This window comes from Streptomyces sp. NPDC048257, assembly GCF_043201855.1.
Taxonomy (GTDB): Bacteria; Actinomycetota; Actinomycetes; order Streptomycetales; family Streptomycetaceae; genus Streptomyces.
On the sequence record NZ_JBICZI010000020.1, the window covers coordinates 41,903 to 65,330 of the forward strand.

Consider the following 23,428-nt stretch of genomic DNA (forward strand, 5'->3'; position numbering starts at 1 on the left):
GAAACCGGCCGTGGGGGCGGGGTGGGGCGGGTGATGGATGATGTACGGACGAGGAACCACCGTATAACCGTACGAACTCTGAGGAACCAGGAGAATTCACATGGCCCCCCGCATCCTGCTGGCCCGCCACGGCCAGACGGCGTGGTCACAGCTCGGCAAGCACACCGGACGCACGGACGTGCCGATGCTGGAGGAGGGCAAGCGGGGTGCCAAGCTGCTCGGCGAGCGGCTGGCCCGTGACCCGTGGCGGGGCCTGCGGGGTGTGGAGGTCCGCACCAGCCCGCTGGTGCGCGCGAGCGAGAGCTGCGACCTGGCCGGCTTCGGGGCGCAGGCCGAGCCGTGGGACGCGCTGATGGAGTGGGACTACGGCGACTACGAGGGCATGACCCCGGCCGAGATCCAGGCGGTCCGGCCCGGGTGGCTCATCTGGCGCGACGGCGTCCCGGGCGGCGAGTCCGTCGCGGATGTCGCGGCGCGGGCGGACGAGGTGGTCGCCTGGGCGCGGTCGGCGGAGCGCGACGTCCTGGTCTTCGCGCACGGGCACATCCTGCGGACGCTGGCCGCGCGCTGGCTGGGCTTCGAGGCGTCCTTCGGCGCGCGGATCCGGCTGGAGCCGACGTCGCTCTCGGTTCTGGGCTGGGCCTATGGCGCGCCGGCGCTGGAACGGTGGAACGACACGGGCCACCTCGACGCGTAGCGCTGGCTTCGGCGCTCTGTCCCGGGCTCTGCCCGGACCTCGCGCCTCAATCGCCGGCGGGGCTGGGGTGGTGCGGGCCCGTTGGTGGGGGCGGTGCGTGGGGGCGGGGGGCGGGGTGTCTCCTCGGGCGGTTGCCCTGCGGGCGGCTCGGCGGTGTGCGGGCCTGGTGGGTGGGGTCGGTGCGTGGGGGGGGGGGGGGGGGGGGGGGGGGGGGGGGGGGGGGGGGGGGGGGGGGGGCGGGGGGGGGGGGGGGGGGGGGGGGCGCGGGGGGGCGCCCCCGGGGTGTCTCCTCGGCTCGGCGCGTGCGGGCTCTTCTCGGCTGTACGGGGTGGTTGCGCGCTCGTCCTGCGGGGACACCCCGCCCCGTCCCCACTCCCCTCACGCCGTCGAAGCCCGGCCCCACCCTTCGAGCCCCGCCGGCGATTGAGGCGCCCGCCCTGGGAAGGCGAGGCCGGGCCGCGCATCTTCAGCCCCGCCGGCGTTTGAGGCGGCCCGCCTGGGAAGGCGAGGCCGTGCCGGGCGTCGGCACACCAACTGAGCCTCGACGGCGATTGAGGCGCCCGCCCGGGGAGGGGGAGGCCGGGCCGGACACCGCCGGGCCGGACACCGCCGGGCCGCCGGTCAGGCTGAGGCGTGGCGGGTGAGGAAGGCGCCCACGCGGGGGGAGCGCTGGTGGGGGACGAGGGCTGCGGCCGTGGTCGACAGCATCGAGCGGATCCGCGTGGACTGGACCTCGGCCAGGAGGTCCAGGACCCGGCCGCACGCCCACGCGGCCTCGTCGGGGGCGCCCGCCCGGGCCAGGTCGCCGGCCAGCTCGGCGGTGTAGAGGGCCACGTTCCGGGCGAAGTGCGGGTCCTGGAGGTCGGCGGCGCGGCGGGCGTGCCGGGCCGCGCGGGCGTGCTCGCCCAGCGCCGACCAGCAGCGCGCCTCCAGGGACTCCAGCTCCGCCTGCCCGAAGAAGGACATCCACTCGGGGTCGTTGCCCGACTCGCCCCGCGAGAACTCCGTGTGCGCCCGGGTCAGCGCCTCCTCGCAGGCCTTGCGGTCGGCCAGCCCCGCCCAGCCCCCGGCCTCCCGCAGCGCGAGCAGTGCCAGCAGCCGCGGGGAACCGAGGGAGCGGGCGGCGCGCAGGCCCGCCTGTGCGGCCCGTACCGCCTCGCGGGAGCGGCCGCAGTCCCGGGCCAGGAAGGCCATGTTGCTGAAGGCGTGCGCCTCCAGGCCCGCGTCCCGCGCGACCCGGGCCGTCGCCAGGGCCTCCGCGTAGTGCGAGCGCGCGTCGTCGAAGCGGCCGGAGTCGTGGGCCAGCCAGCCGACCGACACGGCCAGTTCACCGGCGCCCGCGTGCAGCCGGTCCTCGGTGGACTGCCGGGTGGCCCCCGCGTCGAGCAGCGCGTAGGCGGTGCGCAGCGGTTCGGCGGCCCTGCGGTACAGCGAGTCGGCGCCGTGCCGGTCGTCCAGCAGGCGGATCTGGCGTACCGCGTCCTCGACGGCGGCGGCCTCGGACTCGCCGGCGCGGGAGGGGAGCCGGCGGGTGTCACCGAGCAGGGTGAGGCTGAGCGTCGCGGCCGCCACGGTCGCGGAGCCGCCCGCCATGAACGCGCGACGCAGCACGTCGCTCTCCTTGGAACTGGAAGGGGAACGGTGGTTGGGTGTGGAGAAGGGACGGGTGGCGCGCTGTGCCGAGCGGCCGCGGACGCTCTCGCGGGGGGAGAAGCCCAGATCGGCCAGGGTTCGGCCGGGGAACATGTGGAGGAAGACCCGCTCGTACGCGTAGTTGGGGCAGCGGATCTCGCCGGACTCGACCCGGCCGATGTAGCGCGCGTCGCAGGAAACCGTTTCTCCGATTTCCTTCGCCGCCCGGCGCACCAGGGCCGCGAACTCGGCCGGGGAGTGCTGCGCGCGCAGCCGCCGGAACGTGGAGTTGGGTGAGTGGGGGGACGCCGCCATGGACGTGGCCTCTCTGGCAAGGAGCGCAGCACCGGTGCTGTGACATGGGGCCCGGCGCGCATGAACGTACCGCCAGTGACAGGGTGTTCATGCGATGTTTGGCTACAAAACGGATATCTCACCCGCGATCCGCCATGAACTGCCATCCTTTGCGGCGTCTTGCCACCGCACCCGTTGACGTTCCCGTGCGTTGAACCCATGCGGATACGGATCGAGGAGGGGTTCCCTTGGTGGAGGGCGGCATGGAGAGCACTGGAACGAATACCGCGTCCGAGCCCGGCGCGGCCCTGGACCTGGACCTGGTGACCGTTCCCACGCGCCAGGGGCTGGAGGCGGTGGACATCATCCGCCGCGCCGCCAGCCAGGCCGGCGGAGTCGGGCCCGTCCTGCACGACGGATCAGGCGACACCCTCGGCTTTCTCGTACCGTCCGGCACCGCCGACGCCTGGGACCTGCCCGGCAGTGCGTGTACGCAGACCAACGGGCGCGGAATGCGTTTCGGCGACGCCGCCTCGCCCACCGCGGACGCCACCGGCTGGCTGCTTCCGCCGGACGCCGTCGGGCCGGTCACCGATCCGGACGTGCTGCGCGCCGCGCTCGGCGAGGCGGCCCGGCTGATCGAGGCCGCGGACAACTGCCGCTGAGACGTCCGGCCCGGTCGTCCGCCGCCGCCCGTCACAATGGGGTGGTGGCAGGCAAGGACAGGAACAAGGGCAAGCAGCGCGGACGCGGCAGCGCCGAGGCGGTCGTCGGGCAGGTGGACGGCGGCCGGGCGGAGCTGGAGCCGGACCGGGAGCGGGCCGGCGCCTGGACCCTGCTGATCGACGGCGCCCCGCAGTCGCACGTGGACCTGGGCGATCCCGGGTACCTGGACTTCGCCTACCAGCGGCGGATCGGTCACCTGATCGACCTCGTCGCGCCCGCCCGCCAGCCCCTGAACGTCGTGCACCTGGGCGGCGGCGCCTTCACCCTCGCCCGCTACACCGCCGCCTCCCGCCCCCGCTCCACCCAGCAGATCGTGGAGATCGACGCCGCGCTGGTGGCCTTCGTACGGGAACACCTGCCACTGGATCCGCAGGCGCGGGTCCGGGTCCGCGCGGTGGACGCGCGGGCGGGCCTGGCCAAGGTCCCGGACGGCTGGGCGGACCTGGTGATCGCGGACGTGTTCAGCGGCGCGCGCACCCCGGCGCACCTGACGAGCACCGAGTTCCTGGACGACGTACGCCGTGCCCTCGCGCCCACCGGGTGGTACGTGGCCAATCTGGCGGACGGTCCGCCGCTGGCCCACCTGCGGAGCCAGATCGCGACGGCCGCGTCCCGGTTCACGGAGCTCGCGCTGGCCGCCGACCCGGTGGTGTGGCGGGGGAAACGCTTCGGCAACGCCGTCCTGGTGGCGGCCGGCCGTGAGCTGCCCGTGGCCGAATTCACCCGCCGGGTCGCGAGCGACCCGCACCCGGGCCGGGTCGAGCACGGCCGGGCGCTGGCTGACTTCGCAGGTGGCGCGGCCCCGGTCGCGGACGCCTCGGCGGTGGCCTCCCCGCAGCCGCCGCCCTCGGTGTTCCGGTAGCCGCGCCGGGGGTGCGGCCCGGCTCCGGACGCGGACCGTGCCGTCGCGGACAAAGATCTGCGGAGTACTCCCGGTGAGCGCCCGGGCTGCGTAGCCTGTGAACCCCTAGGAGGTCGGTTCGCCCCTTCTACGACGCGTTCAGGAGACGGCAAAAGCAATGTCTGATTTCCCCGCAACCTCCGGTGCACCGGCCTCGGAAACCCCGAGCGCCCAGAGCACTCCCAGCACCGCCACGTCCGACTACACCAAGCGGCTCGCGCGGCTGGAGCAGTCCGGGATCAAGCGGTTCGTGCCCACGCAGGCGCCGTACCGGTGGAACCTGCAGCGGCTGCAGCTGGGCCGGGTGCTCGACGTCGGCTGCGGACTGGGGCGGAACCTGCTGAACTGCGGACCCGACAGCGTCGGGGTCGACCACAACCCGCACTCGGTGCAGACCTGCCGTGAGCGCGGACTGAACGCCTACACCCCGGACGAGCTGGCCGCCGCCCCGGACTGCGGGCCCGGATCCTTCGACAGCCTGCTGATCGCGCACGTGCTGGAGCACATCGACGAGCAGACCGCGGCCTCGCTGCTGGAGCAGTACCTCCCGCTGGTCAGGCCCGGCGGCTCGGTCGTCATGATCACACCGCAGGAGCTCGGCTACCGCACCGACGCCACCCACGTGCGCTGGGTCGGCTTCGAGGAGCTGCGCAGCCACGCCGGCAAGGCCGGGATCGCGGTCCGGCGGACCTACTCCTTCCCCTTCCCCCGCCCGATGGGCAAGGTCTTCCCGTACAACGAGTTCGTGCTGGTCGGCACCGTTCCCGCGTAGGGGTTCGGGCTCACGGGTCGACGATCTCCACCACGGGCGGGTGGTCGTGCCAGGTGCAGAACACCGACACCTCACGGCCGTCCCGGGTGAAGGTGACCCGGATCCAGAAGTCCTGCTTCCACACCTGCATCCGCCACCCGGCCGCCGGAGTGGCCGAGACCAGCTCGGCGGTGGACGCGCCCAGCGAGAAGACGACCCGGCCCCCGGACACGGGATAGGCCTGCACCTCGCCCCCGTCCTGCCCCTCCGGCGGCTGGTACGCGCGCGGGGTGGCCGACGGCTTGGGGGAGGGCTTCCCGGCGCCGGTCCCGGCCCCGGCGGTCGGCGACGTCTCGGGGCCGGGCGAGCCGGAGGGCGAGGGGGATGCGGACTCCGACGGGGACGGGGACGGGGACGTCTTCGCGTCGTGCGTGGACGAGGACAGCGGATGGGTGGTCAGGGGGACCGCGAGCGGCGGATCGTAGGCCGTGCCCGACATGACGGCGTGCACGCCCCACCACGACAGCGTCACCGCCGCACCGGTCGCCAGCGTCCAAGCCATGGCATGAAGTAGTCCTCGTCGCATCAGGGCACATACTGCACCACCCGCCCCAAGAGTGGCCCGACACCCCGGTGGGTCCCTCGGATGGACTACGGTGCGGGCCATGGCAAGTGTGCTCGTGGTCGAGGACGACCAGTTCGTACGTTCCGCCCTCATCCGGCACCTGACCGAGGCCTCGCACACCGTGCGGAGCGTCGGCACGGCCCTGGAGGCCCTGCGCGAGGTCGCGCACCACCGCTTCGACGTCGTCATCCTCGACCTCGGACTGCCCGACCTGGACGGGGCCGAGGCACTCAAGATGCTGCGCGGCATCACCGACGTGCCCGTGATCATCGCCACGGCGCGCGACGACGAGGCGGAGATCGTCCGGCTGCTCAACGACGGCGCCGACGACTACCTGACCAAACCCTTCTCCGTGGAACACCTCTCCGCCCGGATGGCCGCCGTACTGCGCCGCGCCCGGGCCGCCGCCGGGGCCGAACCGCCCTCGCGCGTCCTGCGCGTCGGCGGGCTCGCCATCGACCCGCTGCGCCGCCAGGCCGAGCTCGACGGGGCCGTACTGGACCTCACCCGCCGGGAGTTCGACCTGCTGGCCTTCCTCGCCGGGCGGCCCGGCGTGGTCGTGGCCCGGCGCGAACTGCTCGCCGAGGTTTGGCAGCAGTCGTACGGGGACGACCAGACCATCGACGTCCACCTGTCCTGGCTGCGCCGCAAGCTCGGCGAGACCGCCGCCCGGCCGCGCTACCTGCACACGCTGCGGGGGGTCGGGGTCAAGCTGGAGCCGCCCCGGTGAGCGCGCGATGAGATGGGCCCTGGTCAAGGTGTGCCTCGCGGTCACGGCCATGGTGGTCGTGGCCTTCGCCGTACCGCTCGGACTCGTCGTCCAGGAGATGGCCAGCGACCGGGCGTTCTCCAACGCCGAGCGGCAGGCCGCCACCATCGGGCCGACCCTGTCGATCACCACCGACCCCGTGCAGCTGCGCAAGGCGGTGGAGTCCACCCAGATGGGCGCCGCCCGGCGGATGGCCGTCCACGTGCCGGCGATCGGCGACAGCCCGGCGGTGGACATCGGCGAGGGCCGGGCCGGGGAGCGCGCCGTGGCGGAGACCCGGCGGATGGGACGGGCCACGACGGCCTCGGTGGCGGGCGGGGGTTCGGCGCTGCTCCAGCCGACCGCGCTCGGATCCGGGGACATCGCCGTGGTGGAGATCTTCGTACCGGAAAGCGAGGTCAGCAACGGCGTCGCGACCGCCTGGCTGGTGCTCGCGGGCGTCGGGCTGGCCCTGATCGTGGGCTCGGTCGGGGTCGCCGACCGGCTCGGCGCCCGGCTGGTCCGGCCGGCCGAACGGCTCGCGGACGCGGCGCACCAGCTGGGTGAGGGCAGGCTCGGCGCCCGGGTGCCCGAGGACGGGCCGAAGGAACTCCGGTCGGCGGCCGTCGCGTTCAACGCGATGGCGGACCAGGTGGTCGAACTCCTCGCCAACGAGCGGGAACTGGCCGCCGACCTGTCGCACCGGCTGCGCACCCCGCTGACGGTGCTGCGGCTCAACACGGCCTCGCTCGGCGACGACCCGGCCGCCGAGCAGACCAGGGCGGCCGTCGAGCAGCTGGAGCGCGAGGTCGACACGATCATCCGCACCGCCCGGGAGCAGCGCCCGGCCACCGGCCTGGGGGCCGGGGCGGGCGCGGGCTGTGACGCCTCCGAGGTGATCCGCGACCGGATGGCCTTCTGGTCGGCGCTCGCGGAGGACGAGGGCCGCGAGGTGCGGCTCGCGGGGGTGGACCGTACGGTACGGATCCCCGTGGCCCGGCCGGAACTCGCGGCCGCCCTCGACGCCATGCTCGGCAACGTCTTCCGGCACACCCCCGAGGGCACCCCCTTCGCGGTGGACGTGCACGACGCGTCGGACGCGGTCATCGTGCTCGTCTCGGACGCGGGCCCCGGCATCGCCGATCCGGACGCGGCCCTGCGCCGCGGCAACGACGGCGGCCGGGACGGGTCGACGGGCCTCGGCCTGGACATCGTGCGGCGGGTCGCGGAGTCGACCGGCGGCGACGTACGGCTGGGGCGCTCGGTGCTCGGCGGGACCGAGGTCCGGGTCTGGATCGGGCTGGACGGCCGGAGCCGGGGCGGGGCGGGCGCGGAGCGGGTCCGGCGCGGGGTCCGGCGCGGCAACCGACGTAACCGGGGGCGCGCCTAGCAGGTGTGATGTCGCCGTCTCGGTACGGTCCGCGGCATGGACACCCTGATCTTCGGCGGGCTCCTCGCCACGCTGATCGCCCTGTACCGGGACGCGTCCCGGATGGTCGTGCTCGGCGCGTGGTGGGTCGTGCTGATCGCCGTCACCCTGCTGACGGCGCACCACGTCACCAGCGGCCTCGCGCTGACGCTGAGCTACTGACCGTGGCCGCCACGATGCACAGCCTCCTGCGGGACGCCCCGCCCGAGGGCGGCCTGCTGGGCCGGGCCCAGTACTGGTTCGCCTGCTTCTTCGCCCTCGGCTGGACGGGTGTCGTCTGCGGCGGCCTCTTCTACCAGTTCGGGCGGGGCGAGTACCCGTGCCCGCTGTGCATCGTGCAGCGGATGTTCATGCTGCTGGCGGCGCTGGGCGCGGCGTACATCGTCCGCACGGCGCTGATCAACGGCTCGGTGACGGGCCGCGACTACATGACGGGCTGGGGTCTGTCCCTGGTCGCGGTGATCGCGGGCTCCTTCGCGTCCTGGCGCCAGACGATGCTGCACGTCCTGCCGGGGGACAAGGGGTACGGGAGCGAGGTGTTCGGTCTGCACCTGTACGTGTGGGCGTGGATCCTCTTCCAGGTCTCGGTGGTCGCCGTCGGCATCGCCTTGGCCTTCGCCCACGCGACGGCGGACCGCGCCGTCCCGGCAGCCGGGCCGGGGCCGCTGCGCACGGCGGGCATGTGTGCGCTGTGGTTCCTGGGCCTGGTCATCGCGGTGAACCTGGTGGCGGTCTTCCTGGAGGAGGGCTTCCACTGGTTCCTCCCCGACGATCCGGACCGGTACCGGTTCTTCCACGACATCGGAATCCCCGGCTGACCGGGCTTTCCGCGAGAAGGGACTTCCGCAATGCGCTACGCAGTCCTCGGCACCGGCACGGTGGGCCGTACGGTCGCCGAACGGCTCGTCTCCCTGGGCCACGACGTCGTCCTCGGCACCCGTGACCCCGCCGCCACCCTGACCCGGACCGGGGCGGCCGGTACGGGAGCACCGGCCGTGCCGTACGCGGTGTGGCAGGCCGGGCATCCGCGGGTGGGGCTCGCGACCTTCGCGGAGGCCGCCCGCACCGGTGAGGTCCTGGTCAACGCCACCGGCGGCCGGGTCAGCGTCGAGGTGCTGACCGCGGCGGGCGCCGAGCACCTGGAGGGCAAGGTGCTCGTCGACCTCGCCAACCCGCTGGACTTCTCGGGAGGCTGGCCGCCCGTGCTCGACCCGGCCAACAGCGACAGCCTGGGCGAGCTGATCCAGCGGACCTTCCCGGGGGCGCGGGTGGTCAAGACGCTGAACACCATGAACTGCGCGGTGATGGTCGACCCGGCCCGGGTGGCGGGGGAGCACCACGTCTTCCTGTCCGGCGACGACGAGGAGGCCAAGGGAAGCGTGCGGGAGCTGCTGCACTCCTTCGGCTGGCCGCCGGCGAGCATCCTCGACCTCGGCGGGATCCAGACCGCACGCGGGGCCGAGATGCTGCTGCCGATCTGGCTGACGCTGATGGGCCGGCTCGGGCACGCCGACTTCAACTTCCACGTCCAGGGCGCCTGACGGCGCGCCCGGCAGCGGGCCCGGCCCGGCCCGGACGGGGGCGCAAATGTTGCCGCACCCCCGGCCCGCGCCGAGGGTGGGCGTGACGGAAGGAGCCACGCATGAGAGTCATGCTCAGGGCGCACATGGACACGGCCGCCACCAACGAGAGCATCAGGACCGGCGCCCTGCCCCAGGCGATCACGCAGCTGATGGACCAGGTGAAGCCGGAGGCGGCGTACTTCGGCCTGCACGAGGGCGTGCGTTCCTGCTGGATCGTCTTCGACCTCCAGGACAGCTCGCACATGCCGGCGCTGATGGAGGACCTGTTCCTGCAGTTCAACGCCGAGGTCGAGGTGGCTCCCGTGATGAACGCGGAAGACCTGGCGAAGGGCCTCGCGGCAATGAAGTCCTGACCCCGCGTTCCCCGTTGACCTGGGACGTCCGTACGGGGGCACGCGCTCCGGACGCCCTCAGGCGAGGGAGTCGATCCAGCGTTCCAGGCGGCGGGCCTCGGTGGTCATCAGTTCCGGGTCGCGGAAGGTGTTGGTGAGCAGCGAGATGCCCTGGTAGGCGGCGATCAGGGCGACGGCGAGCTCGCGGGCGTCATCGGCCCGGCCCATCTGGCGGAACTGCGCTTCCGCCCAGTCCAGCAGGACCCGCATGACCGCGGCGATCGACCGGTCGAGGCCGTCGGCGCGCTTGTCGAGTTCCGAGGCGAGGGTGCCGGTGGGGCAGCCGTACCGCGCAGTGACCTCGCGCTGATCGACCCATCCGTTCAGCAGCGCCTTCAACCGGTCCTCGGGGGTGGGGAGTTCGTCGAGGGCGGTGATCAGTCCCGCCAGCGTCCGGCCGTGCGCGTCGATCGCGGCCTCGACGAGCTGGTCCTTGGTCTTGAAGTAGTAGTAGACGTTGCCCACCGGCACCTCGGCCGCCTCGGCGATGTCCGCGAGCGTGGTCTGGGCGATGCCCTGTGCGTGGAGGACCTGGGCCGCGGCGGCCGCCAGCCGCTCCCGCTTGCCGGAGGTCCGCCGGACCTTCTTTGAGTCAGTCACCTGACTGACTGTAGACGAGCCGCCGGAGAGGGGCTATGGTCATAACTAAGTCAGCCGACTAACTCACAAGGGGGATCATCATGATCGTAGTGACGGGTGCGACCGGGAACGTGGGACAGGAACTCGTACGGATCCTCGCCGCCGGCGGCGAGCCGGTGACCGCCGTCTCCCGGCGGCCGGCGCCCCTGCCCGAAGGGGTCCGCCACCACGCGGCCGACCTCGCCGAGCCGCAGGGTCTAGCCCCCGCGCTGGAAGGGGCCGGGGCGCTGTTCCTGCTCGTCGCCGGCGAGGACCCGCAGGGCGTCCTGGAGCGGGCCGCGGCCGCCGGGATCCGCCGGGTCGTCCTGCTCTCGTCCCAGGGCGTCGGCACCCGACCGGAGGTCTACGCCCACCCCGCGCGGTTCGAGGAAGCCGTCCGCCGCAGCGGCCTGGAGTGGACGATCCTGCGCTCCGGCGGCCTCAACTCCAACGCCTACGCCTGGGCCGACAGCATCCGTACGCAGCGCACGGCCGCCGCGCCCTTCGGCGACGTCGGGCTCCCGACCATCGACCCGGCGGACATCGCCGAGGTCGCGGCCGCGGTCCTGCGGGAGCCGGGCCCGGGCCACGCGGGCCGGACCTACGAGCTCAACGGGCCCGCCCCGGTCAGCCCGAGGGAACGGGCCGAGGCCATCGGCGCGGCCCTCGGCGAGCCCGTCCGGTTCGTCGAGCAGACCCGGGAGGAGGCCCGCGCCCAGATGCTGACCTTCATGCCCGAGCCGGTCGTGGAGGGCACCCTGGGGATCCTCGGGGAACCCCTGCCCGCCGAACTGGAGCCGAGCCCGGCCGTGCGGGAGATCCTCGGCCGGGCGCCGCGCCCCTTCGCCGACTGGGCGGCCCGCTCGGCCCCGGCCTTCCGCTGAGCCCTCCGGCTAGAGCACCTCGTCCTCGTAGGTGAGGAAGCCTCCCTTCCGGGCCAGGCGGGCGTACCAGTGGGCGCTGGAGCGCGGGGTGCGGGCCTGGGTCTCGTAGTCGACGTGCACGATGCCGAACCGCTTGCTGTACCCGTAGGACCACTCGAAGTTGTCCATCAGCGACCAGAGGAAGTAGCCCTCCACCGGGGCGCCGTCCGCCAGGGCGCGGTGCAGGGCGGCCAGATGGGCCTCCAGGTAGCCGATGCGCTGCGGGTCGTGCAGGTCGGGGGCGTAGGCCGCGCCGTTCTCGGTGACCAGCAGCGGCAGCCCGGGTGCCTCGCGGGTGAAGCGCATCAGCAGGTCGTACAGGCCGGTCGGGTCGACCGACCAGCCCATGTCGGTCCGCTCGCCCGGAGGCTGGTGGAAGGCGACGGTGTCCGCCGCGGGCCAGGGGGAGTGCGCCGCGGCCCCGTGCCCGTCGGCGCGCGGGCCGTTCCCGTCGGGGGCGGCCGAGACCACCGCCGGGGTGTAGTAGTTCACCCCGAGGAAGTCCAGCGGCTGGTGGATCAGCGCCTCGTCGCCGTGGCGGACGAACGACCAGTCCGTCACCGCGGCGGTGTCCGCGAGCAGGTCCTGCGGATAGGCCCCGTGCAGCAGCGGTCCGGTGAAGACCCGGTTGGCCAGGGCGTCGATCCGGCGGGCCGCGTCCAGGTCGGCCGCCGAACCGGTCAGCGGCCGTACCGCGCTCGGGTTGAGGGCGATCCCGGCCTTGGCCCGGGCGGGCAGGGCCGAGGCGGCCAGCCCGTGCGCCAGGTTGAGGTGGTGGGCGGCGCGCAGGGAGTCGGCGGGGGAGGTGCGGCCGGGGGCGTGGACCCCCGAGGCGTAGCCGAGGAAGGCGCTGCACCAGGGCTCGTTGAGGGTGGTCCAGAGCTCCACCCGGTCGGCCAGCACCCCCGCGACCTGCTCGGCGTACCGGGCGAAGGCGTACGCCGTCTCGCGCTCGGGCCAGCCGCCCGCGCTCTCCAGCTCCTGCGGCAGGTCCCAGTGGTACAGGGTCACGCAGGGCCGGATCCCGTACGAGAGCAGCTCGTCGACCAGAGCGTCGTAGAAGCCGAGCCCGCCGGCGAGCACCCTGGGCCAGGACACCGAGAAGCGGTAGGCGCCCAGCCCGAGCGAGGACATCAGCCGGACGTCCTCCCGCCACAGCCGGTGGTGGTCCGCGGCCACGTCGCCCGTGTCACCGCCGTGCACCTTGCCCGGCGTCCGGCAGAAGGTGTCCCAGATGGACGGCCCGCGCAGTGCGGCCGCGCCCTCGATCTGGAAGGCCGCCGTGGCCGTCCCCCACAGGAACCCGTCGGGGAACCGCAGTTCCCGCGCCCCGGTCTCCGTGTCGGCGTCCGTGTCCGTGTCCGTGTTCGTGTTGGTCGGGATTCGAGTCACCCCTTCACCGCTCCTTGCATGATGCCGCCGACGATCTGGCGGCCGAAGACGAGGAACACCAGCAGGAGCGGGAGCGTGCCCAGCAACGCGCCCGCCATGATCACCGACTGGTCCGGGATGTAGCCCCGGCCCAGCCCGGTCAGGGCCACCTGCACCGTCGGGCTGCCGTTCTGGGTCAGCGCGACGATCGGCCAGAAGAAGTCGTTCCAGGCCATGACGAAGGTCAGCATCCCCAGCACCGCCATCGCTGGCCGGGCCGCCGGGAACACCACGTGCCACAGGACCCGCAGCGAACTGGCCCCGTCCGTACGCGCCGCCTCCACGAGCTCCATCGGCAGCGCGTGCACCAGGTACTGGCGCATGAAGAACACCCCGAAGGCGCCCACCAGGGTCGGCAGGATCACCGCCTGGAGCCGGTCGGTCCACGACAGCTTCGCGATCAGCATGTAGAGCGGCACCACGCTCAGCTGCGGTGGGATCAGCATCGTCCCGATCACCAGCGCCAGCAGCGCCCGGCTGCCGCGGAAGCGGAGTTTGGCGAAGGCGAATCCGGCGAGCGTGGAGAAGAACACGGTGCCCGCGGCGACCGTGCCCGCCACGATCACCGTGTTCAGCAGGGCCGTGCCCATGTTGGCGTCGGTCCACGCGACCTGGAGGTTGCGCCCCAGGTTCCCGCCGAACCAGAACGGCGGCGGCGTCTGGGCCAGGCGCGTGTTGCTCCGGGAGGCCGCGATCGCCGTCCACACGAGCGGGAACAGCGAGCCGGCCGTGAACAGGGCGAGCACCACGTACGTGAGCCTGCCCGCGCGCAGTGATCTCATCGGGAGCCGTCCTTCCGTCCGCGCAGCAGCCGCGCCGCCCCGGCGATCAGCAGCAAGATCAGGAACATCGCCCACGCGATCGCCGAGGCCCGCCCCAGGTGCAGGTTCACCCAGCCCTGCTCGTACAGGTACAGCCCGAGCGTCTGGAACTGGTGGTCCGAGCCGCCCGTCGCACCCGCCCCGCCGTTGAACAGCAGCGGCTCCCCGAACAGCTGGGTCGCCCCGATCGTCGACACCACGCAGGTGAAGAAGATCGTCGGCCGCAGCGAGGGCACCGTGACGTGGAGGAACTGCTGGAAGCGCGAGGCCCCGTCCAGTGCGGCGGACTCGTACAGCTCGCCCGGTACGGCCTGCATGGCCGCCAGGTAGATCAGCGCGTTGTAGCCGGTCCACCGCCAGATCACGATGCTGGAGACCGCGAGCTGGGAGGCGAAGGTGCCGTTCTGCCAGTCGACCGCCTCGAAACCCACCGCCGACAGCGCCCAGTTGACCATTCCGTAGTCGCGGCCGAAGAGCAGCACGAAGACGAGCGTGGCCGCGGCCACCGAGGTCGCGTACGGAGTGAGCACCGCGACCCGGAAGAAGGCGGAGCCCCGCAGCCGGTAGTTGAGCAGATGGGCGAGGCCCAGCGCGATCGCCAGCTGCGGCACCGTGGACAGCAGCCCGATGGTCACCGTGTTGCGCAGCGCGTTCCAGAAGAACTCGTCGTCCCACAGCCGGGTGAAGTTCCGCAGACCCACCCACGTCATGCTGTCGGGATCGGTCAGCTCCACCTGGTGCAGCGCCGCCCAGCCCGTGTAGAGCAGCGGGAACAGCCCGAAGGCGGCGAAGAAGAGGAAGAAGGGCGCCACGAAGGCGTACGGGCTCCAGCGCAGGTCCCAGCGGTAGCGGCGCGAGCGCCACACCTGGCCCGGCCGGCCCCGGCCGCCCCCCTCCGCCGCCGGCCGCTGCGGGCCGACGGCGGAGGGGGACAGAACAGCCGTCTCGTCCGTCACTGGCGCCTCACTGATCCAGGGCGTTGTCGATCGCCTTCACCGCGGCCTCCCAGCCTTCCTGCGGGCTGCGGCCCTTCTGGTCGACCTGGAGCATCCCGATGTCCGCGAGGTTCTGCGCGATCACCAGGTCCTTCGGGCCGACCACCGTCACCGGCACGCCCTCGGCCGCCTTCGCGAAGATCTCGCCGATCGGGGCACCGCCGAAGTACGCGTGCTGCGCACCCGACACCGACGGCAGCTTGTACGCGGCGCTCGCGCTCGGGAAACTGCCCCGCTTCTCGAAGAGCTTCGCCTGCTGCGCCGGAGCCGTCAGCCAGGCCGCGAGCTTCGCCGCCTCCTCGGCGTGCTTGCCCGCCTTCGGCACCACCAGGAAGGAGCCGCCCCAGTTGCTGGGCTTCGGTGCCTGCGCCACGTCCCACTTGTCCTTGCCCGCCGGACCCGCCTTGTCCTGGATGTAGCCGAGCATCCAGGCCGGGCAGGAGACCGTGGCGAAGGAGCCGTTGGAGAAGCCCTGGTCCCAGGCCGGGGTGAACTGCTGGAGCTTGGCGCTCAGCCCGCCGGTGGCGAAGGAGGCCGCCAGGTCGAAGGCCCCGCGCACCGCCGGGTTGGTCTTGTAGACGACCTTGCCCTGGTCGTCGTAGAACCGCTGGGCGCTGCTTCCGGTCACCGCCGCCATCACTCCCGACGCCGAGTCCACGAAGGCCTTCCCGTCGCCGGCCTTGGCCTTGTACGCCTTGCCCGCCTCCAGGTACTTGTTCCAGTCGCCCGCCCACAGCGCGCCGACCGCCGCCCGGTCGGTGGGCAGTCCGGCCGCCTCGAAGAGGTCCTTGCGGTAGCAGATGCCCTGCGGGCCGATGTCGGTGCCGAGGCCGACCGTGGCCCCGCCCTTGGCGGCGCTCGCCGTGCCCTGCGCCCACTTCCAGGGCAGGTACGCGGCCTTGTCCACGCCGGGGGCCTTGGCCAGGTCCACCAGCTTGTCGGACTGGGTGGCGGTGATCTCGGCGATGTTGTTGACCTCGACGGCCTGGATGTCGGCGAGCCCGCTGCCCGTGCCCAGGTGGGTGAGGAGCTGGGGGTAGTAGTTCTCGTTGCGCTCGATGGAGGTCTGCTCGATGCGGATCCCGGGATTCTGCGCCATGTACGCGTCGTAGAGCCCGGCCTCCTGGAGTCCGAAGGCCCCGAAGACCCCGACGGTGAGGGTGGTCTGTGCGGTGCCGCCGGATGTGCCGGTGGCCGGAGCGCCCTGGTCGGGGCTCTCCTCGGGGTCCTGCGCACACCCCGCGAGCAGCAGGGCCGCAGCTCCTACCGCGGCTACGGTCGTGACAAGGGTTCTTCGGGCTCGGGCTCGGACGCGCATGTGCTTCCTCCCTGGAGGACGAAACGTGCCAGGTGTCGTGTGACACAGTGTGGGAGCGCTCCCACAGTCGTCAAGAGGTAGATTCACAACCGGGAGGAAGCCATGAACGGGCACGGGCGCAGTGGGGGACGGCCGACCCTGGAGGAGGTCGCGGCGCGCGCCGGAGTCGGGCGCGGCACGGTCTCCCGGGTGATCAACGGATCCTCCAAGGTCAGCGAGCACACCAGGGTCGCCGTCGAGGCGGCCGTGGCCGAGCTGGGGTACGTACCGAACCGCGCCGCGCGCGCCCTCGCGGCCAACCGCACCGACGCGATCGCCCTCGTGATCCCCGAGCCCGAGGCCCGCTTCTTCGCCGAGCCCTACTTCTCCGAAGTGGTCCGCGGGGTGGGCGCCGCCCTCGCCGAGACCGAGGTCCAGCTCGTCCTCACCCTGGCGGGCAGCGACCGCGAACGCCGCCGCCTCGCCCAGTACCTGTCCGGGCACCGCGTCGACGGGGTGCTCCTCGTCTCCGTCCACGCCGGGGACCCGCTGCCGGAGCTGCTGGCCGAGCTGGGCATCCCCATGGTGGTCAGCGGCCGCCGCTCCGCCGCCGAGACCCTGCCCAGCGTGGACTCCGACAACCTGGCGGGCGCGGCCGAGGCCGTACGCCACCTCCTCGGCCGGGGCCGTCGCACGATCGCCACGATCACCGGCCCGCTGGACGTGTACGGGGCCCAGTGCCGCCTCGACGGCTACCGGCAGGCCCTGGAGGGCGCCGGCCACCCCGTCGACGAGCCGCTGATCGCGGTCGGCGACTTCACCGAGGAGGGCGGCCGGCGGGCCATGCGCGAACTGCTGGAGCGCCGCCCCGCGCTGGACGCGGTGTTCGCCGCCTCGGACGTGATGGCGGCGGGCGCCCGGCAGGAGCTGCGCGCGGCCGGCCGCCGGATCCCGCAGGACGTGGCGCTGGTCGGCTTCGACGACTCGGTGGTGGCCCGGCACATGGACCCGCCGCTGACCAGCGTCCGGCAGCCGATCGAGGAGATGGGGCGGGCGATGACGCGGATGCTGCTGGGCAGGATCGCCGGGGAGACGGGCGGGGCGGCCGTGGTCCTGCCGAACCGGCTGGTGGTCCGGGAGTCCTCCTGACCGGCCCGGCCCCGGGGCAGGCCCGTTCAAGCAGAAGGCCCCGGTCATGCAGAAGGCCCCGGTCCGCTTTCGCGAACCGGGGCCTTCCCGCAGGGTGAGTGACGGGACTTGAACCCGCGGCCACCTGGACCACAACCAGGTGCTCTACCAACTGAGCTACACCCACCATGTCCGGTCGGAAAACCGACCGGCCGAAGAAAAGGGTACAGGGTCCGGGAGGGTGCTCGCTCCCTCCTTTCCCGGCGCCCCGTCTCCGCAGGGCCTGGCCAGGAGCCGGGAGGCGGCTACGCGCCCGGCACGACGTGCTTGGCGGCGATGCCCCGGGCCGTGTCCGAGTCGGGCCCGGGCTGCGGCACGAAGACCGCCTCACGGTAGTAGCGCAGCTCGGTGATGGAGTCCTTGATGTCCGCCAGCGCCCGGTGGTTGCCGTTCTTCGGCGGGCTGTTGAAGTACGCCCGCGGGTACCAGCGGCGCGCCAGCTCCTTGACCGAGGACACGTCCACGATCCGGTAGTGCAGGTAGCTCTCCAGCGCGGCCATGTCGCGCAGCAGGAAGCCGCGGTCGGTGCCGACCGAGTTCCCGCACAGCGGCGCCTTGCGGGGTTCCTTCACGTGCTCGCGGACGTAGGCCAGGACCTGCGCCTCCGCATCCGCGAGGGTGGTCCCGCCGGCCAGCTCGTCGAGCAGGCCGGAGGAGGTGTGCATCTCGCGCACCACGTCGGGCATGGTCTCCAGGGCGGCGTCCGGCGGGCGGATCACGATGTCCACGCCTTCGCCGAGCACGTTGAGCTCCGAGTCGGTGACCAGTGCGGCCACCTCGATAAGTGCGTCGTCCGTCAACGAGAGCCCGGTCATCTCGCAGTCGATCCACACCATGCGATCGTTCATGTGTCCCACCTTATGCGGTCGCCCGCGGCGCGGACCGCATATGCGGAAGGTCCCCCATCGGCGATGACCGATGGAGGACCCTCGTGCGTCGTACCCGGCGAGCGGTTACGCGTGTTCCCGTAGCGCCCGGCCCGGGGCGTAGAGCTCCGTCACCGTGGGACCCGCCGCGGCCAGGGCCGCCGCCGCCCGGTGGGGCTGCGGAGTGCGCTGGTGCGGAACCGGACCCGAGTTGATCTCGGCCACCTGTGCCACGTCGGCCTGCGGCCGGCGCGCCCGGTAGGCGGAGCGGTAGGCGGCCGGGGAGGACCCCAGCTGCCGCCGGAAGTGACCCCGCAGGGCGACCGGCGAGCGGAACCCGCAGCGTCCGGCGACCTCGTCGACCGAGTAGTCGGAGGTCTCCAGCAGCCGCTGTGCCTGGAGCACCCGCTGGGTGATCAGCCACTGGAGCGGAGCGCTGCCGGTGAGCGAGCGGAACCGCCGGTCGAAGGTGCGCCTGCTCATGTAGGCGCGGGCGGCCAGCGTCTCCACGTCGAACTGCTCGTGGAGGTGTTCCAGGGCCCAGGCGACGACCTCGGCCAGCGGGTCGGCACCGATCTCCTCCGGCAGCGACCGGTCGAGATAGCGTTCCTGGCCGCCCGTCCGGCGCGGCGGCACGACGAGCCTGCGGGCCAGGGCCCCGGCCGCCTCGCTGCCGTGGTCCGTGCGCACGATGTGCAGGCACAGGTCGATTCCGGCCGCCGTACCGGCGGACGTGAGCACGTCGCCGTCGTCGACGAACAGTTCGCGCGGATCGACATGGACGGACGGGTACCGCTTGGCCAGCGTCGGCGCGTACATCCAGTGCGTCGTCGCGGGCCGGCCGTCCAGCAGACCGGCGGCGGCGAGCACGAAGGCTCCCGTGCACAGTCCGACGATCCGGGCCCCCTCCTCGTGCGCCAGACGCAGTGCGTCGAGCGCCTCCGGCGGCGGTGGTGAAGTGATGGAGCGCCAGGCGGGAACGACGACCGTTCCTGCCCGGGCGATCGCCTCCAACCCGTACGGCGCGGTCAGTTCGAGTCCGCCGGTGGTCCTGAGCGGACCGTCCTCACCGGCGCACACGAGCAATCGATAGCGTGGAACTCCCGCGTCCTGCCGGTCAATGCCGAACACGGAAAGTGGAATGGAGCTCTCGAAGATCGGTCCGCCGCTGAAGAGCAGCACCGCGACGATCTCCCTGCGGCGACGCCCCGCGAGCTTCCGGCCGGCGTCTGTGACGACGGCGGTGGAATCCTGGCTCATGGCGCTAAGCCCCCCTTGGGTGTCGCGACTCCTTGGTCTGGTCGCACCTGCACGTTTCCCCTCGGCCTTGCACGTGGATCCCCCGCCGTAAATACATGATCGAATCTACTGCGTCCCGTGGTGTCGGCGTGACAAGTTCAGCACGCAGCGCTATGTCGACTTCTCAACTTGGCGAAAAGCATTCGATCAGTAAGCGTTCCACTCCGCTACCCGAACGGGAAGCGTGCCGCCCGGCCATGGCCAGTACCTGTAGGGCCAGCACGCCCCTCGGGGTCTGTCGTCGCTGGTGGTGAGGGGGGCGGGGGGACATTCCGGCAAGGAGGGCACCCTGCCGGGAAGTTGGCCGAAAACATGCGTGTGTGGGTGTGCGAATAAGTCAGTCGTGCGGGGAGACCGGCCCGGAGGCCCGGCATCCGCGGCGGCTCCCGGCCCCGCCGCGCGAGTGCCGGCGGCGGTGGGCGGACGGCAGTGGCTCCTCCGCCCGGACCCGGGCCGCGGCCCGCGCGGCCTTCTCCGAGTGGCGCAGCAGGATCCGGCACGCGGCCGTGACGGCGAGCAGGCCGAGGGTCGCGACGGCGGCCCCGCCGAAGGAGGTTCCGTAGACGACGAGGACCACGGGGACGAGCAGGCAGCTGAAGGCGGCCCAGCGCACGACGTCACCCGCGGGGTCGTCATGGGGGTGTCCGGTGGGACGCACGGACGAGTGAAGGGGCGAGCGGGGGGAAGGCGCGAACTGCGCGAGCGGGTCGGCGTTCTGGAGGGACCGGACGGACTGCGTCGGCTGAGCTGGCTGGACGGGGTGAACCGGATGACCGGGCACGGCGTGCTCCCTGCGGGCTCTTACCTGAAGGTCGGACGCATGTCCCAACGCCCGCCGGCGGGGCTCGGTCACTGCGCGCACGGGTGGCGATCCCCTGTCTCGTCACTGCCTGTAGGGGACAGCGGACATTGCCAAGGCGCGCTCGCTCCGGCATGCTCCCTGGGACGCTCTCCAAGGGCGGCATGCCCTGTGCAGGACAGGAGTGTCGCCGTACCCTGGTGGGTAAGGGCTTGGGAAGATGCTTCCCGGACAGAGCTCCGTCACACTGCGTCGCCGATTTCGCCCCTGTTGCTTCCTCCGAGGACCTCTTCGCCGAGACACCCATGGCCGGTCACGAATTCTCCGAACCCGCGGACCGCAAGCGCAAACGCGTCGTCGACCCCGCGTCGGCCGCCGATCTGCGCGCGGTGGAACAGACACGCGTGCACTGCGATCCGGCCTTCCGGCACGGGGTCGTTGTGGGATTCGACGGATCCACCTCAAGCGAGCGCGCGCTCGCCTATGCGATCGGCATGGCCCGTCGCTCCGGATCGGGTCTGATCATCGTCCATGTCGCCAACCGGCTGCCCACCACCGTCTGGGCCGGCTGCGAGCCGCCCGTCTTCGTGGACGTGCCGGACCACCGCACCGAGGTGCTCGGGCTGGAACTCGCCTGTGCGGACTATCTGTCCGAAGTGCCGTGGATCCTGGTCGAGCGCGGTGGTGACATCTGCCATGAGCTGGAGGAGGTCGGCCGGGAGTACTCGGCCGACGCCATCGTGGTCGGTTCCACCCACGGGATCGTGGGCCGGATCTTCGGCTCGGTCGCCGGCCGGCTGGCCAAGCGCGCACAGCGACCGGTCGTTGTCATTCCGTGACCGTCTGTTAAGGGGCTTGTGCGGTTGTGCCCTCGTGTAAAGGGTAGATAAATGCTGCTGGGACGCAGCAAACAACTGCAGATCGAAGGGAGCCCGCCGTGGACAATGGTGTCTCTGCGGGAAGCACGGCCTCGACTTCGACCCTCGGGAACATCGCCCTGGGTCTCACCCTTCTCGCGTTCGGTATCGGCCACACCGGTGTCATCGACGGCGTGTCCGCTGCCAACTCCGTGTCGCTCGCGATGTACGTCGGCGGCGCGGCCCTCTTCCTCCTCGGACTCCTTGAGTACCGCGGCGGCAACGGGTTCAACGGCACCGCGTTCGCGGGCCTCGGCGTCTTCTGGTTCACGTGGGCCAAGGGGGCGGGCGGTTCGGTCTCCGACGAAGCAGCCGGAACGTTTCTTGTCCTGTTCGCGATGCTCGCGCTGACCCTCACGCTCGCCGCCGCGAGCGGGGTGTTCGGCCAGGGCGTCTACGGCCTGCTGACCCTGTCGCTGGTCCTGCTGGCGATAGGCGCCTTCGTCGACAACGGCGGGATCGCCAAGGCGGGCGGCTGGGTCGCCGCGGTGGCCGGACTGCTGGCCTGGTACGGGGCGACCGCGGCGCTGGCGCACTGGCCGATGGCCGTCGGGAGGTCCCGGCGCGGCGCGGTCGCCGCGAGCTGAGCGGCCGGGCACGGAACGGCACCACAGCGGAGAACCCCCGTGCGCACCGCGCACGGGGGTTCTCAGCTGTGTCGGGGGCGGCGACTACTCGACGGTGACCGACTTCGCCAGGTTGCGCGGCTTGTCGATGTCCCGGCCCATGGCCAGGGCCGTGTGGTACGCCAGCAGCTGGAGCGGGATGCCCATCAGGATCGGGTCCAGCTCGTCCTCGTTCTTCGGCACCACGATGGTGTGGTCCGCCTTCTCCTGCTCGCGGTGGGCGACCGCCAGGATCCGGCCACTGCGGGCCTTGATCTCCTCGAGCGCCGCGCGGTTCTTCTCCAGCAGGTCGTCGTCCGGGACGATCGCGACCGTCGGCAGCGAGGGCTCGATCAGGGCGAGGGGACCGTGCTTGAGCTCGGAGGCCGGGTAGGCCTCGGCGTGGATGTAGGAGATCTCCTTCAGCTTGAGGGAGGCCTCCAGCGCCACCGGGTAGCCGCGGACCCGGCCGATGAACATCATCGACTTGGCCTCGGCGAACTCGGCCGCCAGCTTCTTGATGTCCTCTTCGCCGTCGAGGATCTCCTGGATCTGCGCGGGCAGCTTGCGCAGGCCCTCGATGATCCGCTTGCCGTCGGTGACCGAGAGGTCCCGGATGCGGCCCAGGTGCACGGCGAGCAGCGCGAAGGCCACGACCGTGTTGGTGAAGCACTTGGTGGAGACGACGCAGACCTCGGGGCCGGCGTGCACGTACACGCCGCCGTCGGCCTCGCGGGCGATCGCGGAGCCGACCACGTTGACCACGCCGAGGACGCGGGCGCCCTTGCGCTTGAGCTCCTGCACCGCCGCGAGCACGTCGTAGGTCTCACCGGACTGGGAGACCGCGATGTAGAGGGTGTCGGGGTCCACGACCGGGTTGCGGTACCGGAACTCGGAGGCCGGCTCGGCGTCCGCGGGGATCCGGGCCATGCCCTCGATGAGGCCGGCGCCGATCAGACCCGCGTGGTACGAGGTGCCGCAGCCCAGGATCTTGACCCGGCGGATGCCGCGCGCCTCGCGCGGGTCCAGGTTCAGGCCGCCCAGGTGCACGGTGTTGAAGCGGTCGTCGATCCGGCCGCGCAGCACGCGGTCGACCGCGTCGGGCTGCTCGGAGATCTCCTTGTGCATGTAGGTGTCGTGACCGCCCATGTCGTACGAGGCGGCCTCCCACTCCACGGTCTCCGGGGTGGCGGTCGTGGTGGCACCGCTGGTGGTGTAGGTGCGGAAGTCGTCGGCCTTGAGGGTGGCCATCTCGCCGTCGTCGAGGGTGACGACCTGGCGGGTGTGGGCGACGAGCGCGGCGACGTCCGAGGCGACGAACATCTCCTTCTCGCCGATGCCGAGGACGACCGGGGAGCCGTTGCGGGCGACGACGATGCGGTCGGCGAAGTCGGCGTGCATGACGGCGATGCCGTAGGTGCCCTCGATCGCCTTGACGGCCTCGCGGACCTTGTCCTCCAGGGAGTCGGCCTCGGAGCGGGCGATCAGGTGGACGATGACCTCGGTGTCGGTCTCCGAGACGAAGACGACGCCCTCGGCCTCGAGCTTGGCGCGCAGCTCGGAGGCGTTGTCGACGATGCCGTTGTGGACGACGGCGACCTTGTTCTCGGCGTCCAGGTGCGGGTGCGAGTTGATGTCGCTCGGGGCGCCGTGCGTGGCCCAGCGGGTGTGGGCGATGCCGGTGGTGCCGGCGAAGCGCTTGGGGACGCGGGACTCCAGCTCGCGGACCCGGCCCTTGGCCTTGACGACCTTGAGGGTGGAGGCCTTCGGGCTGTTCACGACGATGCCCGCGGAGTCGTACCCGCGGTACTCGAGGCGCTGCAGTCCTTCGAGCAGCAGCGGTGCCACGTCACGCTTGCCGATGTAACCGACGATTCCGCACATACGGTTG

General features: G+C 72.4%; 25 protein-coding genes and 1 tRNA gene. 14 read left to right on the plus strand and 12 right to left on the minus strand.

Annotation, left to right across the window (positions count from 1 at the left end; genetic code table 11):
* The first annotated feature begins 100 nt into the window (after positions 1-100).
* Positions 101-697 (plus strand): histidine phosphatase family protein, encoded by a 597-nt coding sequence (locus ACGFZK_RS28725; RefSeq protein ID WP_393851753.1) that lies wholly within the window; start codon positions 101-103, stop codon positions 695-697.
* Positions 698-1,318: 621 nt separating this feature from the next.
* On the opposite strand, the gene ACGFZK_RS28730 is transcribed toward ACGFZK_RS28725, so the two are convergent.
* The gene (locus tag ACGFZK_RS28730; RefSeq protein ID WP_393851754.1) at positions 1,319-2,644 is read right to left on the minus strand and encodes a tetratricopeptide repeat protein; all 1,326 of its coding nucleotides are present in this window, start codon (positions 2,642-2,644) and stop codon (positions 1,319-1,321) included.
* A gap of 242 nt (positions 2,645-2,886) precedes the next feature.
* Here ACGFZK_RS28730 and ACGFZK_RS28735 point away from each other — a divergent pair, with 242 nt between their 5' ends.
* From ACGFZK_RS28735 to ACGFZK_RS28745, 3 genes are all read left to right on the plus strand, one after another.
* A complete protein-coding gene (locus tag ACGFZK_RS28735; protein ID WP_393851755.1) occupies positions 2,887-3,288 on the plus strand; it encodes a hypothetical protein in 402 nt (133 codons plus the stop codon).
* Positions 3,289-3,332: 44 nt separating this feature from the next.
* Positions 3,333-4,211: a spermidine synthase gene (locus ACGFZK_RS28740; protein WP_393851756.1), complete on the plus strand. Its 879-nt coding sequence runs from the start codon at positions 3,333-3,335 to the stop codon at positions 4,209-4,211.
* 157 nt (positions 4,212-4,368) lie between these two features.
* Complete coding sequence (locus ACGFZK_RS28745) at positions 4,369-5,022, plus strand: class I SAM-dependent methyltransferase (RefSeq protein WP_393851757.1); 654 nt, start codon at positions 4,369-4,371, stop codon at positions 5,020-5,022.
* Between the two features lie 10 nt (positions 5,023-5,032).
* On the opposite strand, the gene ACGFZK_RS28750 is transcribed toward ACGFZK_RS28745, so the two are convergent.
* Entirely contained in the window at positions 5,033-5,587 is a 555-nt protein-coding gene (locus ACGFZK_RS28750; RefSeq protein ID WP_393851758.1) for a hypothetical protein, read from the minus strand.
* 79 nt (positions 5,588-5,666) lie between these two features.
* Here ACGFZK_RS28750 and ACGFZK_RS28755 point away from each other — a divergent pair, with 79 nt between their 5' ends.
* The 6 genes from ACGFZK_RS28755 (at position 5,667) to ACGFZK_RS28780 (ending at position 9,739) form a co-directional block, all read left to right on the plus strand.
* On the plus strand, positions 5,667-6,356 hold the full coding sequence (locus tag ACGFZK_RS28755; RefSeq protein ID WP_393851759.1) for a response regulator transcription factor: 690 nt from the start codon (positions 5,667-5,669) through the stop codon (positions 6,354-6,356).
* 7 nt (positions 6,357-6,363) lie between these two features.
* The gene (locus ACGFZK_RS28760) at positions 6,364-7,764 is read left to right on the plus strand and encodes a sensor histidine kinase (protein WP_393851760.1); all 1,401 of its coding nucleotides are present in this window, start codon (positions 6,364-6,366) and stop codon (positions 7,762-7,764) included.
* A gap of 36 nt (positions 7,765-7,800) precedes the next feature.
* The gene (locus ACGFZK_RS28765) at positions 7,801-7,965 is read left to right on the plus strand and encodes a DUF5993 family protein (RefSeq protein ID WP_393851761.1); all 165 of its coding nucleotides are present in this window, start codon (positions 7,801-7,803) and stop codon (positions 7,963-7,965) included.
* Between the two features lie 2 nt (positions 7,966-7,967).
* Positions 7,968-8,621, plus strand: a complete 654-nt coding sequence (locus ACGFZK_RS28770) for a disulfide bond formation protein B (protein ID WP_393851762.1) — start codon at positions 7,968-7,970, stop codon at positions 8,619-8,621.
* Between the two features lie 30 nt (positions 8,622-8,651).
* Positions 8,652-9,344: an NADPH-dependent F420 reductase gene (locus ACGFZK_RS28775; protein WP_393851763.1), complete on the plus strand. Its 693-nt coding sequence runs from the start codon at positions 8,652-8,654 to the stop codon at positions 9,342-9,344.
* 101 nt (positions 9,345-9,445) lie between these two features.
* Positions 9,446-9,739: a hypothetical protein gene (locus ACGFZK_RS28780; RefSeq protein ID WP_393851764.1), complete on the plus strand. Its 294-nt coding sequence runs from the start codon at positions 9,446-9,448 to the stop codon at positions 9,737-9,739.
* Between the two features lie 57 nt (positions 9,740-9,796).
* Here ACGFZK_RS28780 and ACGFZK_RS28785 read toward each other — a convergent pair whose 3' ends face one another.
* Positions 9,797-10,378 carry a TetR/AcrR family transcriptional regulator gene (locus ACGFZK_RS28785; RefSeq protein WP_393851765.1) on the minus strand — a complete coding sequence of 194 codons (582 nt, stop codon included), beginning with the start codon at positions 10,376-10,378 and terminating at the stop codon, positions 9,797-9,799.
* An 80-nt stretch (positions 10,379-10,458) separates the two neighbouring features.
* On the opposite strand from ACGFZK_RS28785, the gene ACGFZK_RS28790 reads away from it, so the two are divergent.
* On the plus strand, positions 10,459-11,280 hold the full coding sequence (locus tag ACGFZK_RS28790) for an SDR family oxidoreductase (RefSeq protein WP_393851766.1): 822 nt from the start codon (positions 10,459-10,461) through the stop codon (positions 11,278-11,280).
* 9 nt (positions 11,281-11,289) lie between these two features.
* Here the strand turns inward: ACGFZK_RS28790 and ACGFZK_RS28795 are convergent, their stop codons facing one another.
* The 4 genes from ACGFZK_RS28795 to ACGFZK_RS28810 are packed head-to-tail and all read right to left on the minus strand — an operon-like array spanning position 11,290 to position 15,884.
* Positions 11,290-12,711, minus strand: coding sequence for a GH1 family beta-glucosidase (locus tag ACGFZK_RS28795; protein WP_393851767.1), 1,422 nt, complete (start codon positions 12,709-12,711; stop codon positions 11,290-11,292).
* A complete protein-coding gene (locus tag ACGFZK_RS28800; protein ID WP_393851768.1) occupies positions 12,708-13,532 on the minus strand; it encodes a carbohydrate ABC transporter permease in 825 nt (274 codons plus the stop codon). Before ACGFZK_RS28800 ends, ACGFZK_RS28795 begins: the two co-directional genes overlap by 4 nt.
* Positions 13,529-14,527: a carbohydrate ABC transporter permease gene (locus ACGFZK_RS28805; RefSeq protein ID WP_393851769.1), complete on the minus strand. Its 999-nt coding sequence runs from the start codon at positions 14,525-14,527 to the stop codon at positions 13,529-13,531. Before ACGFZK_RS28805 ends, ACGFZK_RS28800 begins: the two co-directional genes overlap by 4 nt.
* 7 nt (positions 14,528-14,534) lie before the next feature.
* Positions 14,535-15,884 (minus strand): ABC transporter substrate-binding protein, encoded by a 1,350-nt coding sequence (locus ACGFZK_RS28810; RefSeq protein ID WP_393851770.1) that lies wholly within the window; start codon positions 15,882-15,884, stop codon positions 14,535-14,537.
* Between the two features lie 102 nt (positions 15,885-15,986).
* Between ACGFZK_RS28810 and ACGFZK_RS28815 the strand changes: the two genes are divergently transcribed.
* Positions 15,987-17,012 (plus strand): LacI family DNA-binding transcriptional regulator, encoded by a 1,026-nt coding sequence (locus ACGFZK_RS28815; protein ID WP_393851771.1) that lies wholly within the window; start codon positions 15,987-15,989, stop codon positions 17,010-17,012.
* Positions 17,013-17,105: 93 nt separating this feature from the next.
* On the opposite strand, the gene ACGFZK_RS28820 is transcribed toward ACGFZK_RS28815, so the two are convergent.
* The 4 genes from ACGFZK_RS28820 to ACGFZK_RS28835 all read right to left on the minus strand — a co-directional run bounded on the left by ACGFZK_RS28820 (position 17,106) and on the right by ACGFZK_RS28835 (position 19,997).
* Positions 17,106-17,178 (minus strand) — tRNA-His (locus ACGFZK_RS28820).
* A 118-nt stretch (positions 17,179-17,296) separates the two neighbouring features.
* Positions 17,297-17,899, minus strand: a complete 603-nt coding sequence (gene orn / locus ACGFZK_RS28825; RefSeq protein ID WP_393851772.1) for an oligoribonuclease — start codon at positions 17,897-17,899, stop codon at positions 17,297-17,299.
* 105 nt (positions 17,900-18,004) lie between these two features.
* Positions 18,005-19,177 (minus strand): helix-turn-helix domain-containing protein, encoded by a 1,173-nt coding sequence (locus tag ACGFZK_RS28830; RefSeq protein WP_393851773.1) that lies wholly within the window; start codon positions 19,175-19,177, stop codon positions 18,005-18,007.
* Positions 19,178-19,553: 376 nt separating this feature from the next.
* Complete coding sequence (locus ACGFZK_RS28835) at positions 19,554-19,997, minus strand: hypothetical protein (protein ID WP_393851774.1); 444 nt, start codon at positions 19,995-19,997, stop codon at positions 19,554-19,556.
* A 323-nt stretch (positions 19,998-20,320) separates the two neighbouring features.
* Here ACGFZK_RS28835 and ACGFZK_RS28840 point away from each other — a divergent pair, with 323 nt between their 5' ends.
* Together ACGFZK_RS28840 and ACGFZK_RS28845 are read left to right on the plus strand one after the other, a co-directional pair.
* Positions 20,321-20,854, plus strand: a complete 534-nt coding sequence (locus ACGFZK_RS28840; protein WP_393851775.1) for a universal stress protein — start codon at positions 20,321-20,323, stop codon at positions 20,852-20,854.
* 98 nt (positions 20,855-20,952) lie between these two features.
* A complete protein-coding gene (locus ACGFZK_RS28845) occupies positions 20,953-21,519 on the plus strand; it encodes an acetate uptake transporter (RefSeq protein WP_393851776.1) in 567 nt (188 codons plus the stop codon).
* A gap of 84 nt (positions 21,520-21,603) precedes the next feature.
* Here ACGFZK_RS28845 and glmS read toward each other — a convergent pair whose 3' ends face one another.
* The gene (gene glmS, locus ACGFZK_RS28850; protein ID WP_393851777.1) at positions 21,604-23,421 is read right to left on the minus strand and encodes a glutamine--fructose-6-phosphate transaminase (isomerizing); all 1,818 of its coding nucleotides are present in this window, start codon (positions 23,419-23,421) and stop codon (positions 21,604-21,606) included.
* Positions 23,422-23,428: the final 7 nt, after the last annotated feature.